The organism is Streptomyces sp. NPDC044063, from assembly GCF_056434285.1.
The window spans coordinates 62,662-81,428 of record NZ_JBWKFM010000012.1 but is presented as its reverse complement, the minus strand read 5'-3'; the positions used below and the strand labels follow the sequence as shown (position 1 = coordinate 81,428).

The 18,767-nt window shown below is 74.7% G+C and carries 18 protein-coding genes; 9 read left to right on the top strand and 9 right to left on the bottom strand.

What is annotated here, in order from left to right; all coding sequences use genetic code 11:
- Nucleotides 1-11 precede the first annotated feature (11 nt).
- Entirely contained in the window at nucleotides 12-572 is a 561-nt protein-coding gene (locus AC07BS_RS16920; protein ID WP_478643395.1) for a helix-turn-helix domain-containing protein, read from the bottom strand.
- A gap of 59 nt (nucleotides 573-631) precedes the next feature.
- Nucleotides 632-1,501, bottom strand: a complete 870-nt coding sequence (locus AC07BS_RS16915) for a DMT family transporter (RefSeq protein ID WP_478643398.1) — start codon at nucleotides 1,499-1,501, stop codon at nucleotides 632-634.
- Nucleotides 1,502-1,657: 156 nt separating this feature from the next.
- On the opposite strand from AC07BS_RS16915, the gene AC07BS_RS16910 reads away from it, so the two are divergent.
- Together AC07BS_RS16910 and AC07BS_RS16905 are read left to right on the top strand one after the other, a co-directional pair.
- On the top strand, nucleotides 1,658-2,587 hold the full coding sequence (locus AC07BS_RS16910; RefSeq protein WP_478932864.1) for a pseudouridine-5'-phosphate glycosidase: 930 nt from the start codon (nucleotides 1,658-1,660) through the stop codon (nucleotides 2,585-2,587).
- Nucleotides 2,584-3,495, top strand: coding sequence for a carbohydrate kinase family protein (locus AC07BS_RS16905; RefSeq protein WP_478932862.1), 912 nt, complete (start codon nucleotides 2,584-2,586; stop codon nucleotides 3,493-3,495). Before AC07BS_RS16910 ends, AC07BS_RS16905 begins: the two co-directional genes overlap by 4 nt.
- A 13-nt stretch (nucleotides 3,496-3,508) precedes the next feature.
- On the opposite strand, the gene AC07BS_RS16900 is transcribed toward AC07BS_RS16905, so the two are convergent.
- Nucleotides 3,509-3,943 (bottom strand): SRPBCC family protein, encoded by a 435-nt coding sequence (locus tag AC07BS_RS16900; RefSeq protein WP_478643403.1) that lies wholly within the window; start codon nucleotides 3,941-3,943, stop codon nucleotides 3,509-3,511.
- 112 nt (nucleotides 3,944-4,055) lie between these two features.
- Between AC07BS_RS16900 and AC07BS_RS16895 the strand changes: the two genes are divergently transcribed.
- On the top strand, nucleotides 4,056-4,472 hold the full coding sequence (locus tag AC07BS_RS16895) for a hypothetical protein (RefSeq protein WP_478932860.1): 417 nt from the start codon (nucleotides 4,056-4,058) through the stop codon (nucleotides 4,470-4,472).
- Complete coding sequence (locus AC07BS_RS16890; protein ID WP_478932858.1) at nucleotides 4,466-5,374, top strand: hypothetical protein; 909 nt, start codon at nucleotides 4,466-4,468, stop codon at nucleotides 5,372-5,374. Before AC07BS_RS16895 ends, AC07BS_RS16890 begins: the two co-directional genes overlap by 7 nt.
- A gap of 21 nt (nucleotides 5,375-5,395) precedes the next feature.
- Here the strand turns inward: AC07BS_RS16890 and AC07BS_RS16885 are convergent, their stop codons facing one another.
- Nucleotides 5,396-8,482 (bottom strand): CHAT domain-containing protein, encoded by a 3,087-nt coding sequence (locus AC07BS_RS16885; protein WP_478932856.1) that lies wholly within the window; start codon nucleotides 8,480-8,482, stop codon nucleotides 5,396-5,398.
- Between the two features lie 103 nt (nucleotides 8,483-8,585).
- Nucleotides 8,586-9,071, bottom strand: coding sequence for a MarR family winged helix-turn-helix transcriptional regulator (locus tag AC07BS_RS16880; RefSeq protein WP_478643410.1), 486 nt, complete (start codon nucleotides 9,069-9,071; stop codon nucleotides 8,586-8,588).
- A gap of 102 nt (nucleotides 9,072-9,173) precedes the next feature.
- Between AC07BS_RS16880 and AC07BS_RS16875 the strand changes: the two genes are divergently transcribed.
- Nucleotides 9,174-10,019 (top strand): SDR family NAD(P)-dependent oxidoreductase, encoded by an 846-nt coding sequence (locus AC07BS_RS16875; RefSeq protein WP_478932853.1) that lies wholly within the window; start codon nucleotides 9,174-9,176, stop codon nucleotides 10,017-10,019.
- Nucleotides 10,020-10,038: 19 nt separating this feature from the next.
- Here the strand turns inward: AC07BS_RS16875 and AC07BS_RS16870 are convergent, their stop codons facing one another.
- A complete protein-coding gene (locus tag AC07BS_RS16870; RefSeq protein WP_478932851.1) occupies nucleotides 10,039-11,145 on the bottom strand; it encodes a polyprenyl synthetase family protein in 1,107 nt (368 codons plus the stop codon).
- Between the two features lie 310 nt (nucleotides 11,146-11,455).
- Here AC07BS_RS16870 and AC07BS_RS16865 point away from each other — a divergent pair, with 310 nt between their 5' ends.
- The gene (locus AC07BS_RS16865) at nucleotides 11,456-11,896 is read left to right on the top strand and encodes a hypothetical protein (protein ID WP_478643414.1); all 441 of its coding nucleotides are present in this window, start codon (nucleotides 11,456-11,458) and stop codon (nucleotides 11,894-11,896) included.
- Nucleotides 11,897-11,989: 93 nt separating this feature from the next.
- Here AC07BS_RS16865 and AC07BS_RS16860 read toward each other — a convergent pair whose 3' ends face one another.
- Both AC07BS_RS16860 and AC07BS_RS16855 read right to left on the bottom strand, forming a co-directional pair.
- Nucleotides 11,990-13,204, bottom strand: coding sequence for a cytochrome P450 (locus tag AC07BS_RS16860; RefSeq protein ID WP_478932848.1), 1,215 nt, complete (start codon nucleotides 13,202-13,204; stop codon nucleotides 11,990-11,992).
- Between the two features lie 141 nt (nucleotides 13,205-13,345).
- The gene (locus tag AC07BS_RS16855) at nucleotides 13,346-14,296 is read right to left on the bottom strand and encodes a helix-turn-helix domain-containing protein (RefSeq protein WP_478932846.1); all 951 of its coding nucleotides are present in this window, start codon (nucleotides 14,294-14,296) and stop codon (nucleotides 13,346-13,348) included.
- A 98-nt stretch (nucleotides 14,297-14,394) separates the two neighbouring features.
- Between AC07BS_RS16855 and AC07BS_RS16850 the strand changes: the two genes are divergently transcribed.
- The gene (locus tag AC07BS_RS16850; RefSeq protein ID WP_478932844.1) at nucleotides 14,395-15,204 is read left to right on the top strand and encodes an NAD(P)H-dependent oxidoreductase; all 810 of its coding nucleotides are present in this window, start codon (nucleotides 14,395-14,397) and stop codon (nucleotides 15,202-15,204) included.
- A gap of 187 nt (nucleotides 15,205-15,391) precedes the next feature.
- Nucleotides 15,392-16,300, top strand: a complete 909-nt coding sequence (locus AC07BS_RS16845; RefSeq protein WP_478933054.1) for an alpha/beta fold hydrolase — start codon at nucleotides 15,392-15,394, stop codon at nucleotides 16,298-16,300.
- A gap of 9 nt (nucleotides 16,301-16,309) precedes the next feature.
- Here AC07BS_RS16845 and AC07BS_RS16840 read toward each other — a convergent pair whose 3' ends face one another.
- Entirely contained in the window at nucleotides 16,310-17,131 is an 822-nt protein-coding gene (locus tag AC07BS_RS16840; protein WP_478932842.1) for a lipase family protein, read from the bottom strand.
- A 206-nt stretch (nucleotides 17,132-17,337) separates the two neighbouring features.
- Here AC07BS_RS16840 and AC07BS_RS16835 point away from each other — a divergent pair, with 206 nt between their 5' ends.
- Nucleotides 17,338-18,747 carry a short-chain fatty acyl-CoA regulator family protein gene (locus AC07BS_RS16835; protein WP_478643424.1) on the top strand — a complete coding sequence of 470 codons (1,410 nt, stop codon included), beginning with the start codon at nucleotides 17,338-17,340 and terminating at the stop codon, nucleotides 18,745-18,747.
- Nucleotides 18,748-18,767 lie beyond the last annotated feature (20 nt).

Here is an 18,767-nt window from a genome sequence, read left to right as displayed (position 1 = left end):
TCGCACCACGATCACGTGCTGTGGTCGCGCGGGTCGTGACGCCGCCCGTCACGGTCCGGGGAACCCTCCGGGGAGGGTGACGGGGCCGGGGCGTGGTCCGGGGCCAGGACGCGCAGGGACTCCCGGGCCTGGGACGCGGCGTTGATGATCCCTCCGAGGAGTTCGCACATCCGGTCGGCGGCCGGCTCGTCGGGCCGCGGATCGCCCGGACGCGACCGGCCGCTCGCCCTGCCGGGGCGGCGGGGTCCGCCGGGCACCGCGCCCAGTTCGGCGTTGACCTGCTGGAAGACCTGTTCGTCGAGGAAGTAGGCGTAGCGTGTGATGCCCAGGCTGTGGGCCACCTTGACCAGGGTCTCGAGGGTCAGGTTGGTGCCGCCGGGGGACTCGACGGACGCCAGCGTGCGCTTGGACACCCCGGTGCGCTCGGCCAGCCCCGCGAGGCTGAACGGTCCTTCCGGGTGATGCCGCCTCAGATGCCGCAGCCGCGCGGCGACGGCGGCCTTCGCGGCGTGGACCTGCGTCGCGAGATCGTCACTCGCGTCTCTTCCTAAGCGTGTGCCTCCGCCGTCCATCCCCTACCCCCTCCATCTCGTGCAACATGCTTCACTCCGGCGCAGGATAGTGCAACGGTTCAGCCGGCCGGCGGCTCGCGGGTCTCCATCTCCACTCCCGGCAGGAGCACGATCCCCCAGGTGACCAGCGCCGCCCCGATGCCTTCCGGGACCAGCCACCAGCCGGTCCGTACGCGTTCCCCGTACACGAGCATCCCCAGGGCCAGACTGACCAGCGCCTCCCCCAGCGTCAGGGCGGGCTGGGAGGCCACCAGCGGGCCGGACTCCATGGCGTTGGCCAGCAGGAACAGCGCCAGCGCCCCTGCGGTGACGAACCCGTAGGTCTGCCAGCAGGTGAAGAAGGCCGCGGAGCCGTCCCGGGCGAAGACATCGGTGGCCGACTTCATCAAGGTGGCCGTCAGCGCGTAACTGATCGCCGAGGCCGAGCTGAAGAGCGCCGCGCGGCCCATGCCCCGCGGGCGCGGCAGGGCGGCCGCGACACAGCCGGCGATCCCGGCGATGGTGGCGCCCAGGGTCAGCGCCCACAGCGCCGCGGAGACCTCGTCACGACCCCCGGAGGGCGCCGCGGCGGCCAGCGCCAGGCCCAGGCCGAAGGCCACCATCAGGGACGCGGCCCAGCCGGTGGCGGGCAGCGCCCGCCGGGCCACGGCGGAGGCGATGACGAGGGTGAAGGGCAGTTCGAGCACCAGGATGGGCTGGACGAGCGACAGCGAGCCGAGGTTGAGGGCCAGCGCCTGGGACGCCGCCGCGCCCACGATCACCGCGATGCCGCCGAGCCACGCCGGGCTGTGCACGAGGTGGCGGACCAGGCGGACGCTGAAGGCGTCGCCCGGGGGCACCCGCCGGGCCGCGATCCGTTGCAGCACGGTCCCCAGGGCGTTGGCCACGGCCGTCAGCAGGGCGAGCAGCGCGGAGAGCAGGGCTGACAACGGCGTCCTCCGGTTCGGCACTTCGCGGCGGCCCGCTGGGGCACCGCGCCCACGACCCTGTCACGTCCCGTCGTGCCCCGGAGGCTTCGACCCGCACGCGCCGGGGAACGGCTTTCTCCGCACGCGGTGTCGCACCAGTGGGAGAAGGGACCGGCGATGGCGCAGGGGTGGTCGGGCGAGCGGTCGCCCGCGGTGTCGGACGAGGTACGCGAGGCACTGGAGCGGGGCGGTCCGGTCGTCGCCCTGGAGTCGACCATCATCGCGCACGGCCTGCCACGACCACGGAACCTGGCGGTGGCACGGGAGCTGGAGGACCTCGTACGGGCCGGGGGCGCCGTCCCCGCCACCGTCGCCGTGCTCGACGGGCGGCCCCGCGTCGGGCTCGACGAGGCACAGCTGGCGCGGGTGGCGACCGGGGACGGTATCCGCAAGCTGGGGCACCGGGACCTGGCGCCGGCCGTCGCGACGGGAGCGAGCGGGGCGACGACGGTGTCCGCGACGGCGTTCCTGGCGGAACGGGCCGGGATCCGCGTCTTCGCGACGGGCGGCCTGGGCGGGGTCCACCGCGAATGGACACGCACCCAGGACGAGTCGGCGGACCTGCGGCTGCTGTCCCGGGTGCGGATCGCGGTGGTCTGCGCGGGGGTGAAGTCCGTCCTGGACGTACCGGCGACGCTGGAGCGGCTGGAGACACTCGGGGTCGGGGTCGTGGGCTTCGGGACGACGGAGTTCCCGGGCTTCTACCTGCGGTCCTCCGGCGAACCGGTCGACTGGACCGTCACGTCCGCGTCCGAGGTGGCCGAGGTGCTGCGCGCCCAGGACGCGCTCGGCGGCCCGCCCTCGGCACTGGTCGTCGCGAACCCCGTGTCCGCGGCGGAACAGCTGGACCCGGCCCTCCACGACCGGGTGCTGGCCGAGGCGCTGGCGGCGTGCGCGCGGCAGGGCGTCACCGGCCAGGCGGTCACCCCCTTCCTCCTCGGCCATCTGGTCCGGCACACGGGCGGCCTGTCGCTGGAGGCCAACGTGGCGGCGGTGCGCGGCAATGTGCGGCTCGCGGCCGGGATCGCCGTGGCGTACGCCGCGTGACGGGCGCCGAGGGCGGGGCGCTGCTCGTCGTCGGGGACGTGGTGACGGACGTGGTCGCCCGGCACCGTACGCCGCTCGCTCCCGCGACCGACACGGCGGCCCGCATCACGACCCTCCCGGGCGGGGCGGGGGCCAACGTCGCGTGCTGGGCGGCGCGGGCGGGCGCCCGGGACGTACGCCTGTGGGCCCGGGTGGGCGGCGACGCGGTCGGGCGGCACGAGCGGGAGCTGCGGGCGGCCGGGGTGCGCCCGTGCCTGGTCGCCGATCCGGAGGTGCCCACCGGCACGGTGGTGTGCCTGGTGGGCGCCGACGGCGAACGGACGTTCCTCACGGACAGCGGGGCGGTGCTGCGGCTGTCGCCCACCGACTGGAACGACGACCTCCTCGCCGGGGTCGGCCATCTCCACGTGTCGGGCTACCTCTTCTTCTCCGGGACGAGCCGCGCTGCCGCCCGGCGGGCGATGGAGGCGGCCCGCGCGCGGCGGGTGCCGGTGAGCGTGGACCCTGCCTCGGCGGGCTTCATAGCCCGCCTGGGGGTGGACCGCTTCCTGGAGGCGGTCGAGGGCGCGGACGTGCTGCTGCCCAACGGGGACGAGTCCGCGCTGCTGACCGGGCGCCGGGACGCGGCGGGCGCGGCGGCCGAACTCAGCCGCCGCTTCCCGCTGGTGGTGGCCACGCGGGGCGCCGGGGGCGCACTGGTGGCCGCCTCCGGCGCCATAGTCGCCCACGTCCCGGCCGGGCCCGCCACGGTGGTGGACACGACGGGCGCGGGCGACGCCTTCACGGGCGCCTTCCTGGCGGCCCGCCTGACGGGCCTCACGCCCGAGGAAGCGGCCCACCACGGCTGCCGCGCGGGCACGGAGGCGGTCGGGGTGGTGGGCGGCCGGCCACCGGGTGCCGCCGGGTAGCCGGCGGGCGGTGTCAGTCGTCGAGGAGGCGGGTGACCAGGCGGGTGAAGAGCAGGCGGCCCGCTCGGGCCGTGACGGTGTCGAAGAGGCGGGGCAGGGCGGTGATGCGGAGGTCCTCGCGCCAGACGACGCGCGTGCCGGTCCCCCACGGGTACACGTCGAGCTCGGCCCAGCCGGTGATCGTGGAGCCGCGCTTCTCCAGGCGGCAGTGGCCCGGCGTGCCGCCGGAGGGCGGTCGCCAGGCCACGACCTCCATGGGGTCCTCGACGACGAACGGGCCCAGCGTGGTGCGCGCCGTGAAGCGTGTGCCCCGCCGGGTCGGGGGCGGTGTCGTCACCACGATGCCGGTACGCGGGACGAAGTCCGCGTGGCGCGGCCAGTCGGTCAGTCGTCGCCACACCTCGCCGACGGGCAGGGCGCTGTGGCGCTCGACGCGGAAGGCGGGCATGGGGGAAGCGTAGGCCCGCCTCCCGCGCGCCCGGCGCATCCCACTCCTTCCTCGGTGTGCGGGTTTCGGCCACCATGGAGGGGCGTGGCGGGGCGGGGGCTCGGAGGTGGCGGTGGCGGAGCTGGTGGTGCGCATAGCGACGGTGTGCCGGGCGCTGGAATCCGGTGAGTTGGGGCCCCTGGCCGAGCAGGCGGGGGCGGCGGACGTCCTCGCCCGGGTCCTCGCCGCCCTGGCGTCCGGGCCGGCGTCCGGTCCGGTGGACGCCACGGCGTTGGCCGCCGATCTCGACGCCCTGGACACGGCCCTCGTGCGGTACGGGATCGCCGGCGGTCTGACGCCCGTACCCGGACGGGACTACCGGGCCTCTCCCGTCGCCGCGGGCCACGACGGGCCTCCCCCGCTGGAGGTCTGGGCCTGCCCGGCCGGCCGTTGCGACCGCTGGCAGGGCGCCGGCGTCCTCGCCGCCGACGAAGCCCCGGTCTGCGCGGTGCTGGGGGCGCCGATGGCGCGGCGGCGGCTGGGATGGTGAGCGGCCTGCTCGCCGAGGTGGGCAAGAAGCTCGCCGAACGCTGGGTGACGCTGCTGCTCCTCCCCGGTCTGCTGTACGTGGGCGCGGCGGTGGCCGCGCTCCGGTTGGGGCACGCCCACGCGCTGGACCTCGGCCGGTTGCAGGGCTGGGTCGCCTCGCTGTCCGGTACGAAGGGGGAGGCGCGGGGCGCCGCGGTCGTCGCGCTGGTCCTGCCCGGGGTGCTGCTGGTGTCCGCGGCGGCCGGGCTCGCGGCGGCGACGCTGGGTCGGGGCGTGGAGCTCGTCAGGTCGCTGCCGGGGCACCGGCGTCCGCTGCGGTGGCTCAGGGAGCGCCGCCGCCGGCGCTGGGACGACGCCGACGCGGAGGTCCGTGCCGCCGTCACGGCCGCCGTGGGGCCGGGCGGCGCGGGGCCGGGGCTCGGCGCCCCGCTGCGGGCCCGGGACCGTGTCGGGCTCGTCCCGCCCGTGTACCCGAGCTGGACGGGTGACCGTCTGCACGCCCCGGTCACGCGTGTGCGCCGCGCCTACGCCCTGGATCTCGCCGCCGTCTGGCCCCGGTTGTGGCTGGTCATCCCGGACGCGGCGCGGACGGAGCTGTCGGCCGCCCATGACGGGTACGCCGCCACCGGGCGCCTGACGGGGTGGGCGGTGCTCTACGCGGTGCTCGGGGTGTGGTGGTGGCCGGCGGTGCCGGTCGCCGTCGTGGTCGCGGTGACCGCCGCGGTCCGGGCCCGCGCGGCCACCGTGGCGCTGGCGGATCTGACCGAGGCAGCCGTCGATCTCTACGCCAAGGACCTGGCCAGGGAGCTCGGCATCACGGTGGACCGGTTCACCCGGGAACACGGCTTCGCGGTCACGTCCCTGCTGCGCAAGGACCACCTGGACCACCCGGCCGGTCCGTAGCGGCGGCGCCGGGCGCGGCGTTCAGATGCCGACGTGGACGTGCGAGGCCCAGAGGGAGGGTGTGTGGGGGAAGCGGTCGCGCAGGTCGCGGACCGCGGTGTGCAGGGCGCCGGCGAAGCCGTGGGGGTCGTCGTCGACGACGGCGTAGAAGGCGTCGGAGAGGCGTACGGACGTCGCGTCGTCGAGGGGCCACAGGGTCGCGACGACGTGACCGTAGCCGGCGAGGCGGAGGGCGGAGGCGAGGTGGATGGCCTCGTCGGCCAGGCGCGCGCTGCCCCGGGCGGTGGCGCAGGCGGCGAGGAAGGCCAGTTCGCCCTGGTGGAGCCGTAACCGGGCGATGTCGACGACCGTCAGCAGCCGGTGCCGGTGGTCGTGCAGCACGAGGTGCCCGGTGGAGGGCGCCACGATGCTGCTGACGGCGTGGCAGGCGAAGTGGACCCAGGTGTGGGCGGGCAGCGCGTCGAGCACCGCCCGGCGGGTGGCGGCGCGGCCGGCGAGGACGGTGGTGCCGGGGAAGCGCTTCCGCAGCAGGGCGGCCTCGGCCTCGGCGCCCGGGAGTTCGGGCGCCTCGCCGGGGGTGTGGCGCATGGCCACCACCAGCGGGCGGCGCGGCCCCGGGGCGGGTGCCGGGCCGCCGTCGGCGTCGTGGAAGAGGGAACGGAGGGTGGGGGTGTAGGAGCTGACGACGCGGTCCATCACCGTGGGCCGTCGGGGGTCGTTGTCGAGGTGACGGCCGGCCGCGTGCAGGGGGAGGAATCCGAGCAGTCCCGTCGGGACCCACCACAGCCGGGGCCACGGCCGCCCCGCGGGCGGCGGCGCGTCCAGTCCCAGCGCCGTGAGGACCGGTTCGGCGATGGCGTCCCACATCCAGGCCAGGGTCGCGTGGACGTCCCGCTGGGCCGCGTGGCGTTCGCCCAGTCCGGAGGCGTCGAGGCGTTCCAGCGCCTCCAGGAAGTCCGCGACGCGGTCCAGCACGATCTCGTCGGAGAGCAGGGGCAGCGGCACCACCAGGATGCCGTCGGGGGTGACCACGAGGGCGTCGCACCGGTGGGCGCTGACGTTGACCACGACGACCGGGCCCCGGGTGGTGCGGGCGAGCAGGTCGGCGACGGGCGTGGGTTCCAGGAAGTCCTCCAGGCCGGGTACGGCCCGGATCTCGCGGATCAGGTCGTCCCACGCGGCCGCGGCCCGTACCCGCCGCTCGGCGGTGCGGCGGGCCTCGGCGGCGGGGTCGCCCCGGTCGCCGGCCCAGTCCGCGAGGGGCATCCCCGCGACGGCGGGGCCGGGCGCCTCGCTGTGGTCAAGGTCGTCGCGCAGCCTGCGGAACCGGGCGGCCAGGCGCGGGGCCCGCTCCCGCAGGGCCGTCAGGTCGCCGCGCGTGTCCAGGGTCTGGGACAGCAGGACCGTGCGGCCCTGTTCGAGCCAGCGCAGCGCCTGTTCCGGCCGGCCGGCGTGCAGGGCGCAGGCGGCGGCGTCGGTGGCCAGTCCGGCGAGGTAGCCCACGCGGCGCTCGCGGTCGCTGCGGACGAGTCGGCGCGGGGCGACGCGCGGCGCCAGGTCGAAGGCCGCCTCGTAGGCGGTGCGGGCGAGCTCCCAGTCCCGCGCGCGGGCCGCGCACTCCCCCCAGCCGTAGGCCGCCATCAGCCGTGTCGCCACCGGGGCCTCGGCGCAGTCGTACGCCTCGCGCCACAGCCGGGTGGCCTCGCCTAGGGCCTCCCGGTCGGGTATCCCGAGCCGCCTGCCGAGGTCGTGACGCATCCGCAGCGCGTCGGCCAGACCGGAGAGGGCCACCGCGCGGACGGCGTACGGGCGCCCGGCGGCGGCCACGGCCCGGCGGCTCACCGTCACGGCCTCCTCCAGGAGCGCCGGGTCCCGGCCGTGCTCGTAGCCGCTGCGCAGCGTGTCGGCGAGGGTCGTCAGGGCCGCGGTCCGCACGTGCGGCGGCTGGGTCTCGTCCTTGACGACACGGCGGGCGGTGCGCACCGCCTCGTCCAGGGCCGCCGGGTCGTCGTCGCGCCAGTAGCGCATGTGCAGGGCGGTGCAGAGCAGGAACAGCGCCTGCGGGTGGGGCGGGACGCCGGGGCCGGGGTCGGCGACGCGGCGGAACGCGTCGGTGGCCTCATCCAGAGGTGCGGCCTCGTCGGTCGCTTCGTGCAGCGTCCACAGGGCCAGTCCGAGGTTGCCGAGCCGGCGCGTCCACAGGGGGTGACCGGCGGGGGTGCGGTCCATGACCCGGCGCTGGAGCTCGACGGCCTCGTCGAGCGCGGCCCGCTCGCCGGTGTGGACATAGCGGCGTTGCAGCGCGATGGCGAGGTTGGAGACGTACTTCTGGTCGTCGTGCTCGATGTTCATCGTGGGGCCGCGGCCGCGGCGGGGTACGGGCCCGCCCCGCAGCGCCCGGCGGCAGACGTCGATCGCCTCGTCCAGGACGTCCAGGTCGCCGCCGACGCCGTAGCGCGCGATCAACGCGCCGCCGAGGTTGCTCAGGATCGCGGCGGCCTCCGGGGCGTCCTCGCCGGGCACGCGGTCGAGCGCGTCGCGCAGGATGCCGACGGCCCGGGCGATGTCCGCCTCGTCGCCGGTGTTCTCGCCCCGGATGCGCAGGGCACCGCCCAGATTCGCCATGTTCAGCCGCTTGGTGGGGTCGTCGTCGGAGGTGGCCCGCACCACCTCCTCGAACAGGGCGATGGCCTCGTCCAGCGCCTCCGGGCCCGCCCGGTGGTGCTCGTGGGAGATCTGGAGTACGCAGCCGAGGGCGCTCAGGGGCACGGTCCGGCCGGGGTCGTCCGCGGGCGCCGCGGCCAGCCCCTGCCGGCAGGCGTCCACGCTCTCGCTCAGCACCTCGGGGTCGGCACGCATCTGGGCGAGGACGCCCAGGGCGATGCCGAGGTTGGTCACCATCTTCCAGTGCCCGGGGTCGTCGTGCGGGGTGCGCTCGACGATGCGGCGGAACTGGTCGACGGCCCTGCGCATCATGTCCGGGTCGGCCCGTTCCTGCGCCAGGGCGGCCAGGGCCATGCCCCGTCCGAGCCACCAGCCCCGGCGGGCACGCCCCGCCGGCCGCCTCCGGGCGTCGCCCGCCCGCTCGTCACCGTGCGACAACGCCATGGAGACCGCCCCCTCCATCCCCCGTGGACCGCCTTCCGGGAGTGTAGGACCGGGGGGCTGGTTCCGGCCAGGGTGACGGATACGTGCCGTCAGGGCGCCGTCGCTACGCGCGAGGTCGCTTCTCTCCCTCGCGGGGCGCCTTGAGCTTCGCCCACACCCGTTCCAGGGCCTCGATGTCCGCGTCGTCGAGCCGGTCGTCGAACGCTTCCGCCAGCGCGGCCCTGCGGGTGGCGTCGGCCTCGGCGAACGCGCCGCGCCCGGCGTCGGTGAGGGCGACGCGCACGGAGCGGGCATCGGTCGGGGCCGTCTCGCGGGCCACCAGGCCGCGCCCGTGGAGCGCGTCGACCACGCGGGAGACCTGGCTGCGGCTGAGCAGTGTCTTGGCGCCCAGGTCGGAAGCGGCCACCGGCTCGTCCTGTCCGTGCAGCCAGAGCATCACCTCGAACCAGGACAGCGGCAGGCCGTGCGCCCGCGTCAGCGCCTGGTCGACCCGGGCGCTGAGGGTGGTGCCGGCCCACACCAGGCCGTAGAAGGCGTGGTCACGGGTGGAGAGCTCCCCCAGGGTCAGGTCGGTGCGCGTACGGGCCATGCCGGTCAGCCTACCGGGTTTGCGTGTACGTACACACAACAAGCTAATGTGTGTACACACACAAATCAGGAGTGGATCATCCACCCGGAGACGCGAGGCCCCATGAACACCCCCAGAACCGTTGTCATCACCGGCACTTCCTCCGGCATCGGCCTCGCCGCGGCCGTGGCGGCGGCCCGGGCGGGCTGGCGCACCATCGCCACCATGCGGGACACCGGCCGCGCCGACGCCCTGCTCCAGGCGGCCGCCGAGGCGGACGTCGCCGGGCTCGTCCAGGTCAAGGCCCTCGACGTGACCGACCCCGCCTCCGTCGCCGCGTGCCTGGACGAGGTGCTCGCCGAGCACGGCCGCCTCGACGCCGTGGTCAACAACGCGGGCGCCGGGCACGTGGGCACCATCGAGCAGGACGGCATGGAGCCGGTACGGGCGGCGATGGAGGTCAACTACTTCGGCGTCGTCGAGGTCACCCGCGCGGCCCTCCCCCACCTGCGTGCCACGCGCGGCCGTCTCGTCACCGTCACCAGCGTCGGCGGCGTGGTCGGCCAGCCCTTCAACGAGGCCTATTGCGCCGCCAAGTTCGCCGTCGAAGGCTTCATGGAATCCCTCGCCCCGGTCGCGGCCACCGTCGGCGTCCATGTCACCGTGGTCGAACCGGGCGCCGTGGCCAGCGAGTTCGTCGCGAGCCAGCGGCTCGACATCCCCGCCCTGCTCGACGCCGCCGGACCGTACGCCCCGGCGCTCCAGGGGTACATCGACCGTACGCGAACGGCGTTCGCGAGTGCGCAGAGCGCCGCCGAGGCGGCGGCGTCCGTCATCGACGTGCTCACCGCCGAGCACCCGCCCCCGCGCGTGCAGACCTCCGACCGGGCACGCGACTTCGTGGCCACCAAGCTCGGCGACCTGGACGGGGCGAGGGTGCGGGAGATGACCGGGGGCTGGGTGCGCTGATCCGGGGAGGCGGGGCCGGTCACGCGGCGCGGGTGACGGCGGCAGCGGCCAGGTGGTGGAGGGCGGCGGTGACGGCCGGGGGGAACGGCGCGCGCTCCAGCGCGCGCACGGCCTCTTCGTGCCGGGCACGGATCATCTCCTCGACCTCCTCGCGTGCGCCGGTCGCCGTGATCACGGCCCGGGCCCGGGCGGCCTCCTCGTCGTCCAGCGCCGGGTTGCCCAGCAGCGCCCGCAGCGTGGTGCGCTGGGCGGCGTCGGCACACCGCAGCGCGAGGGCGGTCAGCACGGTGTGCTTGCCGTCGCGAAGGTCGTCGAGGACCGGCTTGCCGGTCTCCCGGGACGCGCCGAACACGGCGAGGAGGTCGTCCCTCAGCTGGAAGGCCTCCCCCAGCGGCAGCCCGTACGCGCTCAGCGCCTCCCGTACGGCCCCGGGCGCGCCGGCCAGGGCGGCCCCGACGCGCAGGGGCCGCTCGACGGTGTAGGTGGCGGTCTTGTAGCGGGCGATCCGCAGGGCCCGTTCGACGTCGTCGGTGGGGCGGCCCGCCGCGGTGACGTCCAGGTACTGGCCGTACATCGCCTCCCGGCGCATGGCCCCGATCAGCGGCAGCACCTCCGCCAGCCGGTCCGGCGCCACCCGGGCACCGTGGAGGAGTTCGTCGGAGAGGACCAGGGCCAGGTCCCCGGCCAGGATCGCGGCGGCGGTCCCGAGCCGCTCGGCCGCCGCGGGATCGCGCCCCTCCCCCAGGCGGGCGGCGAGGAGGCGGTGGAGGGCGGGGCCGCCGCGGCGGGTGGCGGAGGCGTCCATGATGTCGTCGTGGATGAGGGCGCAGGCGTGGAACAGTTCCAGGGACGCCGCGACGTCGACGACCGCGTCCTCGTCCCCGCCTCCGCCGGCCGCCCGCCAGCCCACGACGCACAGCACCGGCCGGACCCGCTTCCCGCCGGAGAGCAGGAAGTCCCGCAGGGGACGGGTTATCCCGTCGGGAACCGGACCGCGGCCGGCGTCCGCCCCGGTGTCGCTCTCGGCACCCGTGACGCGGCCCGGATCCGTCGCGTCCAGGAACGCGGCCAGGCGGCCGTCGACCACCCGCCGGACGGCGGCCAGATCCTCGCCGGCGCCGGTCACCTCGGCCCTCCTTCCGCCGGGGCCTCTCGCTCACAGGGTGCGCCGCATCGCGGCGCGGCGCATGCCGGGGCGGTACGCCGCCGGTCGGTCCTCGCCCGTCCCCGCCCATCCCCGCCCGATCCAGCCCCTCTATGCACCGGTTTCGACCATCTCTGATCAGAACTCGGGATCACTTAGGTAGCGAGTGGGTCACAGTGTTACCGACGGTATGGCCAAGCAGGGAGCGGGTTACCTAACGTAACGCGGGCTTGACGGCGGCCACCGGAACACGGCCGCCGTCCGTCACGTCCCCCAGCAGAGAGAAGACACAGTGAAGCTCCGCCAGATCCGCACCGCCGCCATATCCGGGTTCGCCGTCGTCGCCCTGGGAGCGACCGTCGTCGGCTGCGGCAGCGGGTCGGACGAGCGGAGCTCAGCCTCCGAGTCGGACACGTCGGCCACCATCGACGACAGCCGCGCCGCCGTGAAGGACGTGGAGGTCTCCGACTGCGCCTACGCCGACAAGAAGGGCGTCACCGCCAAGGTGAACGTCGCCAACGGCAGCGCGACGGCGACCTACAGCTACGAGGTCACCGTGAAGTTCGCCGCCCCGGACGGCACCGCCCTGGAGCCGCAGACCGCCAGGATGCTCTTCGTCCGGCCCGGCCGCGGCGACACCCACGACCTCGCCACCCCATACACCCCGAAGGCGGGCGCCGCCACCTCCGGCGTCAAGTGCCAGGTCGACAAGGTCGTGCGCACCACCGGCTGAGCGAAGCCCCTGCCACGGCCGGCGCGCCGCCCCCCTCCCGTGGTCGGCGCGCCGGCCGTCGCCGCCTGACGCCATGGACTCCGCCCCAGGGCGTCAGGGCGCGAAGCGCACCCGCAGGGATTCGGGGCCGCAGATGCCGAGGCCGGTGCGCCAGGGCGGGTGGCCGGACAGGGACGGCGGCCCCAGGCGCCGGGTCAGGGCGACGAGGGCCTCGGCGAGTTCCGCGCGGGCGGCGGCCGCGCCGAGACAGAAGTGCGGGCCCGCCCCGAAGACCAGGGGTGGCGCCTCGCGCGTGGCCGTGATGTCGAACGTGTCCGCGTCGCGGAAGGTCCGGCGGTCGCGGTGCGCCGACTTCACGCCGAGGACGACCATGGTGCCGGCCTCGATGCGCAGCCCTCGGTACGTGAAGTCCTCGCGCGCCGTGCGGTAGGCGGCGGTGACCGCCGGGCACCACCGCATCAGCTCCTCCACGGCCCGCGGGGCGAGCTCCGGGCGGTCCCGGAGCAGGGACCACTGGCCGGGGTGGGCGGCGAAGGCGACCAGGGACTGCCCGAGCTGGTGGCTGGTGGTGTCGTGTGCGGCGAACACGATCGACACGACGAGGCCGCGCAGTTCGGCGGCGCTGATGGAGGAGTCGTCGCGCCGGGCGCGGACGAGGTGGGCGAGGAGGTCGTCGCCGTCCCCGGGGCTGTCCTCACGGGCCCGGATCAGCCCGTCCACGTACGCGTGGAGGCCCTCGACGGCGGCGTCGAGCCGGGGCAGCGCGTCCGGCCGCTGGAGCAGCGAGTAGACCAGGCCGATGTCGGTGCTCCAGCGGTGGAAGAGGTCGTAGTCCTCGACCGGGACCCCGAGCAGCCGGCACATGACCCGTACGGGGAGGGGGTCGGCGAACGCCTCGACGAAGTCGGTCTCCCGGTCCCCGTCCAGGCCGTCCGCGAGCGACGCGGCGGTTTTCCGGATGAAGGGGCGCAGGTCGTCGATGACGGCCGGGGTGAACGCCTTGTGCACCAGCCGGCGCAGGCGGGCGTGGTCCGGTCCGTGCCGGTGCAGGATCACGGAGACGAACCAGTCGTACGTCGGGCCCGAGGTGATCCCGAGCCACTCCAGATATCCCCTGCCGTTCTGGGCCATGCGCGGATCGCGCAGCAACTCCTGCGTCTCGGGATAACCGAGGACGGCGATTCCCAGGGGAGTGCGCGCGCACCAGCTCCGTTCCCGGATCGCGGCCACGTCGCCGGAGCCGAGGTCGAATCCCGGAGCGGTGATGTCCAGGTCGGGGAGATCGGTGAGATCGGTGATGTCCGGCATTCCGCAACCCTTCCACAATCCCGGTGCGGAGCGTCTCTATGACGCTAACCGGCACGACGGAATGCCGAAAGGGGTGTGGAAGGATGAATTCACCGCGCGGGGAACGACGCACGGATTCAACCGTATTCCTGGACGGTATTCCTATCGGAAGTCCTGCCGGTATTCCTCCCGGTGGATCGCCCGCACCCCTTCTCCCGCTCGCGGCACAGTCGCCGCCGACGCCGCGAGGCGGGCGAGGGCGGCCGCGTCCGGGGTTCCCGTCCGCGCGCTGAACACGTGCACGATCAGGCCCGTCTCGCCGGGCGAGGCCGGCACGTGCAGCGTCTCGCAGTCCAGGTGCAGCAGGCCGGCCACCGGGTGCCGCAGCCGCTTGCTGCCCGCGCCGCACATCACCACCTCGCCCGTCTCCCACATCCGCCGGAAGTCGGCGCTGCGGTCGGACAGTTCGCCGATGAGCGCCGCCAGTTCCCGGTCGTCCGGGTAGCGCCCCGCGGAGACCCGCAGCTGGCCCACGGACTCCATCGCCCGGTCCTCCCACTCGGGGTGGATCACCCGGGAGGCGGGGTCGAGGAAGATGAACCTGGCCTGGTTGCGGTCGCGGCGGCCCGGATCGGCCAGGCCTCCGACCAGCTCGGCGCCCAGGACGTTCCACGCCACCGCGTCGAGGCGGTGGTCCGTGGCGAAGGCGGGCAGCCCGGCCAGGGAGTCCAGGATGCGCTGCAGCAGGGGGCTGACCCGGACGCTGGGCGCCGGCCCCTGCTTGGCGCAGGCCAGGGTGACGAGATGGGTGCGTTCCGCCGCGTCGAGGCCGAGCGCCCGGGCGAGCGCCTCGAGCACCTCGGGCGACGGCTGGGTGGCCCGGCCCTGTTCGAGGCGGACGTAGTAGTCCACGCTGATCCCGGCGAGCTGGGCCAACTCCTCGCGGCGCAGCCCGCGCACGCGCCGGCGGCGGCCGCCGTCGATCCCGACGCGCTCCGGCGCCACCCGTGCCCGGCGGGCGCGCAGGAAGCCGCCGAGCGCCCGCCCGGGGTCACCGAGCCCGTCGACGCGGCCGTCCGTGCCTCTGGTCTGCATCTGATCCGCACCGTCCATACGCCCAAGTATGGGTGGCCCCGCCAGTACCAGGATCACCGGTCCTCCGGTCGAACAGGGCACTGGCTGCCCGGTCGCTTCCGGGAGAACGTGGGCCCATGACCACAGCGATACCGCAGCAGCAGAAGCAGTCCCCGCGGCCGGGGAAGGTCCTCGTCGTCAGCGCCCACCCGGAACCCCGTTCGCTCACCGCCTCCCTCACCGCCTTCGCCACCGAGCACCTGCGCGCGGCGGGGCACGAGGTGCGGGTGTCCGATCTCTACGCGATGAAGTGGAAGGCGACGCTGGACGCCGACGACTTCCCGGACCTCTCCGGGGAGCGCCTCGACGTGATGAACGCCTCGCAGCGGGCCACGGAGGCGGGCCGGCTCGCGCCGGATGTCGCGGCGGAGCAGGAGAAGGTGCTCTGGGCGGACGCCGTGGTCCTGCAGTTCCCCGTGTGGTGGTTCTCGGCGCCCGCGATCCTGAAGGGCTGGATCGAGCGGGTCTTCACCGCGGGCTTCGCCTACGGCCCGGCGGTTCCCCCGCCGTACAGCGAGGGCGCCCTCGGGGGGCGCCGGGCGCTGCTGTCGGTCACGGCCGGCGCCCGGGGGACGGCGTTCTCCGACCGGGGCATCCACGGAGACCTGTCCCATGTCCTCCGGCCCCTCCAGCACGGCCTGTTCTGGTTCAGCGGCATCGCACCACTCGAACCGTTCGCGCTCTACGACGTGCACGGCATGTCCGAGGAGCGGTTCGAGGAGGCGAAGCGCGCCTACGCGCGCCGGCTCGACGGGCTCTTCACCGACGAACCGGTCCCGTTCCGCACCCTCACCGGCGGCGACTACGACCACGACATGCGGCTCCTGCCGGGCGTCGAGGCCCCGGGAACGACGGGTCCGGACCTTCACGTCCGTCCGCGCGACTGACCGGCGGTCGGAGCGCCTTTCCCCGTTCCATTATAGGGCATCAGAAATGAATTGTCCATTTTCATGGAATTCCCCCGTTCCGGCTTGATTCGACCTCAAGTCCGGGTGTACTTCCTTGTTCTGTCGGTCTCTCGGCCGAGGAAAGCCGGAGATATCCGAGGCGATGGGGGAATCAGTGAGCGAGGAAATGGCCGTGAACGTCGGTCCGTCCGGGATCGACATGGCGTACGAGCGTTTCGGTGACCACGACGCACCACCCGTGCTGCTGGTGATGGGGGTCGCCATGCAGATGATCGCGTGGCCCGACGGCTTCTGCGAGGCGCTCGCCGGTCACGGCGTGCAGGTGATCCGCTTCGACAACCGCGACTGCGGCCTGTCGTCGCACTTCCCCGACGCGCCGGCCCCCGACATCCAGGCGGCTCTCGCCGGCGACCTGTCCTCCGCGGCCTACACCCTGTCGGACATGGCGGCCGACACGGTCGGACTGCTCGACGCGCTCGGCCTGGACAGCGCGCACGTCGTCGGCGCCTCGATGGGCGGCGCCATCGGCCAGACGATGGCGCTCGAACACCGCGCCCGCGTCCGGTCGCTGACCTCCATGATGTCCTCGACCGGCGACCCGTCGGTGGGAAAGCCCGCGCCGGCGGCTCTCGCCGCCTTCGACGGGGCTCCGGTCACGTGCCGCCAGGACGCGATCGACCGGATGCTCAGGCTCTCCCGGGTGGTCCGCTCGCCCGGGTACGCGCCCGACGAGGCCGCGCTGGCGGAGCGCACCGGGCGTGCGTACGACCGGTCCTACGACCCGGTGGGCGTCGCCCGCCAGGCCGTGGCCTCCCTCGCCTCGGGAGACCGTACGGCCCGGCTCCGGTCGCTCGACGTGCCGGCGCTGGTGATCCACGGCGCCGACGACATGCTGTGCGACGTCAGCGGGGGCCGGGCCACGGCGGAGGCCGTCCCGGGCGCGGAGCTCGTCGTGCTCGACGGGGTGAGCCACGACCTGCCGCGGGCCGTATGGCCCGAGATCGTCGCCCGGATCGTGAAGCTGGTCCGGCGCGCCGAGGCGGCGTCCGCCGTCACGGTGCCGAGGGAGGTCTGAGCCCGGTCGTCAGACCAGGTTCTTCTCCAGCGCGGCGAGGTAGTTCCGCATGCAGTGGTCCCGTACGCCGTCGCTCGCGGGCGCGAACGCGTCGGCGGTCAGGCCCTTGGCCCGGTCGGCCAGGCCGCCGAAGTACGACATCGACTCGTGGACCTTGCCGCCGGAGTCGATGTAGCGCAGCGTCTCGACGTGGGTGAAGGCGGGCTCCGGCGGCAGCTGCGGTACGACGTCGTTGTTGTTCACGAAACGGAACAGCCGCTGTTTGAAGCCCTTGTTGCACGCGGACGCGAGGAGGTGGTCGCAGGTGCGGGGCTGGCCGAAGGTGACGACGCCGTCGGCCAGCAGGCGGGGCTCCTCCAGGTACAGGCGCGCCCCGGCGAGCATGGCCAGCGCGCCGCCCAGGCTGTGGCCGGTGAACCACAGGCTCTGCCTGTTCGTGCGGAGCTCCTTCAGCGCGTCCCGCACGGCCGGGTAGACGGCCTCCAGCGCCTCCGCGAAGCCGTAGTGGACGTAGCCGATCTTCGCCGGGCCCGGCCAGGGCGGTGTGCTCGCGTCCGAGAGCCAGTCACGGATCTGTGCCGGTTCCGTGCCCCGGAACGCGGTGACGATCATGTGGTCGCTGGCCATGGTGAACGCCTGGGTGTCCTCCAGCGGGAACGGCGGCGTGAACCGGGTGTGGTGGTGCCGTACCGTGCCGAAGCCCCAGCGCCGGGCCTGCTCCTCGATGGTGGCCTCGTCCTTGTAGGCGAGGTCGGCCGCCTTGGCCAGCCCGTAGGCGTGGGCGAGGCTGTAGGACCGGGCGTGGTGGTCGATCGCGGTGGGTACGGGCACGGGGCACTCCCTCACAGGGGTGGGCGGCATGGACGCAGAGACTCGTAGCCGGAAGCCCCTCGGCCCAAAGGGATCGCGCGGGACCTTCACCCGAAAGGCCGCACCGGCCGTGGTCCTCCAGGGTGCGGCGAGCGGGCCCGGCCCGGACCGGCCCGTTTCCGCCGACTTCGCCGGGGCCCGCGCCGCGGCCCGCCTAGGCTGGGCCGGTGAGCAAGATCTACGCGGGTGCGCGGCTGCGGAGACTGCGCGAGGAACGGCGGCTGAGCCAGGCCGAGTTCGCGCGCGTCCTCGGCATGTCGCCCAGCTACCTCAACCAGATGGAGCACGACTCCCGGCCGCTGACCGTCCCCGTCCTGCTGCGTCTGACCGAGGCGTTCGGCGTGGACCCGGCGTTCTTCTCCGAGCACGACACCGCCAGGGTCCTGGCCGATCTGCGCGAGGCGCTGGCCGACGAGATCGCGGCGGCGCGGGTGTCCGCCGCCGACCTATCGGAACTCGCCGCGCGGCTGCCCGCGGTCGCCTCCGTCCTGCTGGACCTGGGCCGCCGCAACCAGGCCCTCGCCGAGCACCTGGCCGAGGCCGCGGACGGCCGCGCCACCGCGGCCCGCCCGGACGCGCCGCGCCCTCCCCACGAGGAGGTCCGCGAGTTCTTCTACCGGCGGCAGAACTACCTCCACGACCTCGACCTCGCCGCCGAGGAGCTGGCGTCCGGCCTCGGCGTCCGCCCCGGCGGCGTACAGACCGCGCTGTCCGCGCGGCTCGCCGACGAGCACGGCGTACGGCTGACCACCGGCTCCGACCGCCTCCACCACTACGACCCGGCGCGCCGCGTCCTGCACCTGTCCGGCCGGCTGCGGCCCGGCCAGCGGGCCTTCCGCACGGCCACGCAGCTGGCCCTGCTGGAGTTCGGGCCACGGCTGTCGGACCTCGCCGCCGAGGACCACCCGGAGGGCTCCGCCGCCTGGTCCCTCACGCGCATCGGCATCGCCAACTACGTGGCGGCCGCGCTGATCCTGCCGTACCGCGCCTTCCACACGGCGGCCGAGGAGATGCGCTACGACATCGAGCGGCTGACCGACCACTTCGGGGTCGGCTACGAGACGGTCTGCCACCGGCTGAGCACCTTGCAGCGGCCGCGGCTGCGCGGGGTGCCGTTCTCGTTCGTCCGCGTCGACCGCGCCGGGAACATGTCCAAGCGGCAGTCCGCGACCGGCTTCCACTTCTCGCGCGCCGGCGGCACCTGCCCGCTGTGGAACGTCTACGAGGCCTTCGCCGCGCCCGGCCGCGTCCACGTCCAGATCGCCGCCATGCCCGACGGGCAGCGCCACCTGTGGACGGCGCGCACGGTCACGCGGCAGCGCGGCGGCTGGGGGGAACCGGCGAAGACGTTCGCCATCGGCCTGGGCTGCGAGATCCGGCACGCCGGCCGGCTCGTCTACTCCGACGGCCTCGACCTGGGCAACGCGGCCGCCGCCACACCGATCGGCATGGGCTGCCGGGTGTGCGAGCGCGTCGACTGCCCGCAGCGGGCCGTACCGCCGCTGGGCAGGCCCCTGGCCATCGACGAGAACAGCAGCACGTTCGTGCCGTATCCGGTGGCGGACCCGGGTCCGTGAGCCCCCGACGGCCGCGTCCA

Coding starts and splice junctions, on each gene's coding strand:
- AC07BS_RS16920 (WP_478643395.1), bottom strand. CDS start 572: ATGGACGGCGGAGGCACACGCTTAGGAAGAGACGCGAGTGACGATCTC.
- AC07BS_RS16910 (WP_478932864.1), top strand. CDS start 1,658: ATGGCGCAGGGGTGGTCGGGCGAGCGGTCGCCCGCGGTGTCGGACGAG.
- AC07BS_RS16900 (WP_478643403.1), bottom strand. CDS start 3,943: ATGCCCGCCTTCCGCGTCGAGCGCCACAGCGCCCTGCCCGTCGGCGAG.
- AC07BS_RS16890 (WP_478932858.1), top strand. CDS start 4,466: ATGGTGAGCGGCCTGCTCGCCGAGGTGGGCAAGAAGCTCGCCGAACGC.
- AC07BS_RS16885 (WP_478932856.1), bottom strand. CDS start 8,482: ATGGCGTTGTCGCACGGTGACGAGCGGGCGGGCGACGCCCGGAGGCGG.
- AC07BS_RS16880 (WP_478643410.1), bottom strand. CDS start 9,071: ATGGCCCGTACGCGCACCGACCTGACCCTGGGGGAGCTCTCCACCCGT.
- AC07BS_RS16875 (WP_478932853.1), top strand. CDS start 9,174: ATGAACACCCCCAGAACCGTTGTCATCACCGGCACTTCCTCCGGCATC.
- AC07BS_RS16860 (WP_478932848.1), bottom strand. CDS start 13,204: ATGCCGGACATCACCGATCTCACCGATCTCCCCGACCTGGACATCACC.
- AC07BS_RS16855 (WP_478932846.1), bottom strand. CDS start 14,296: ATGGACGGTGCGGATCAGATGCAGACCAGAGGCACGGACGGCCGCGTC.
- AC07BS_RS16850 (WP_478932844.1), top strand. CDS start 14,395: ATGACCACAGCGATACCGCAGCAGCAGAAGCAGTCCCCGCGGCCGGGG.
- AC07BS_RS16845 (WP_478933054.1), top strand. CDS start 15,392: ATGGCCGTGAACGTCGGTCCGTCCGGGATCGACATGGCGTACGAGCGT.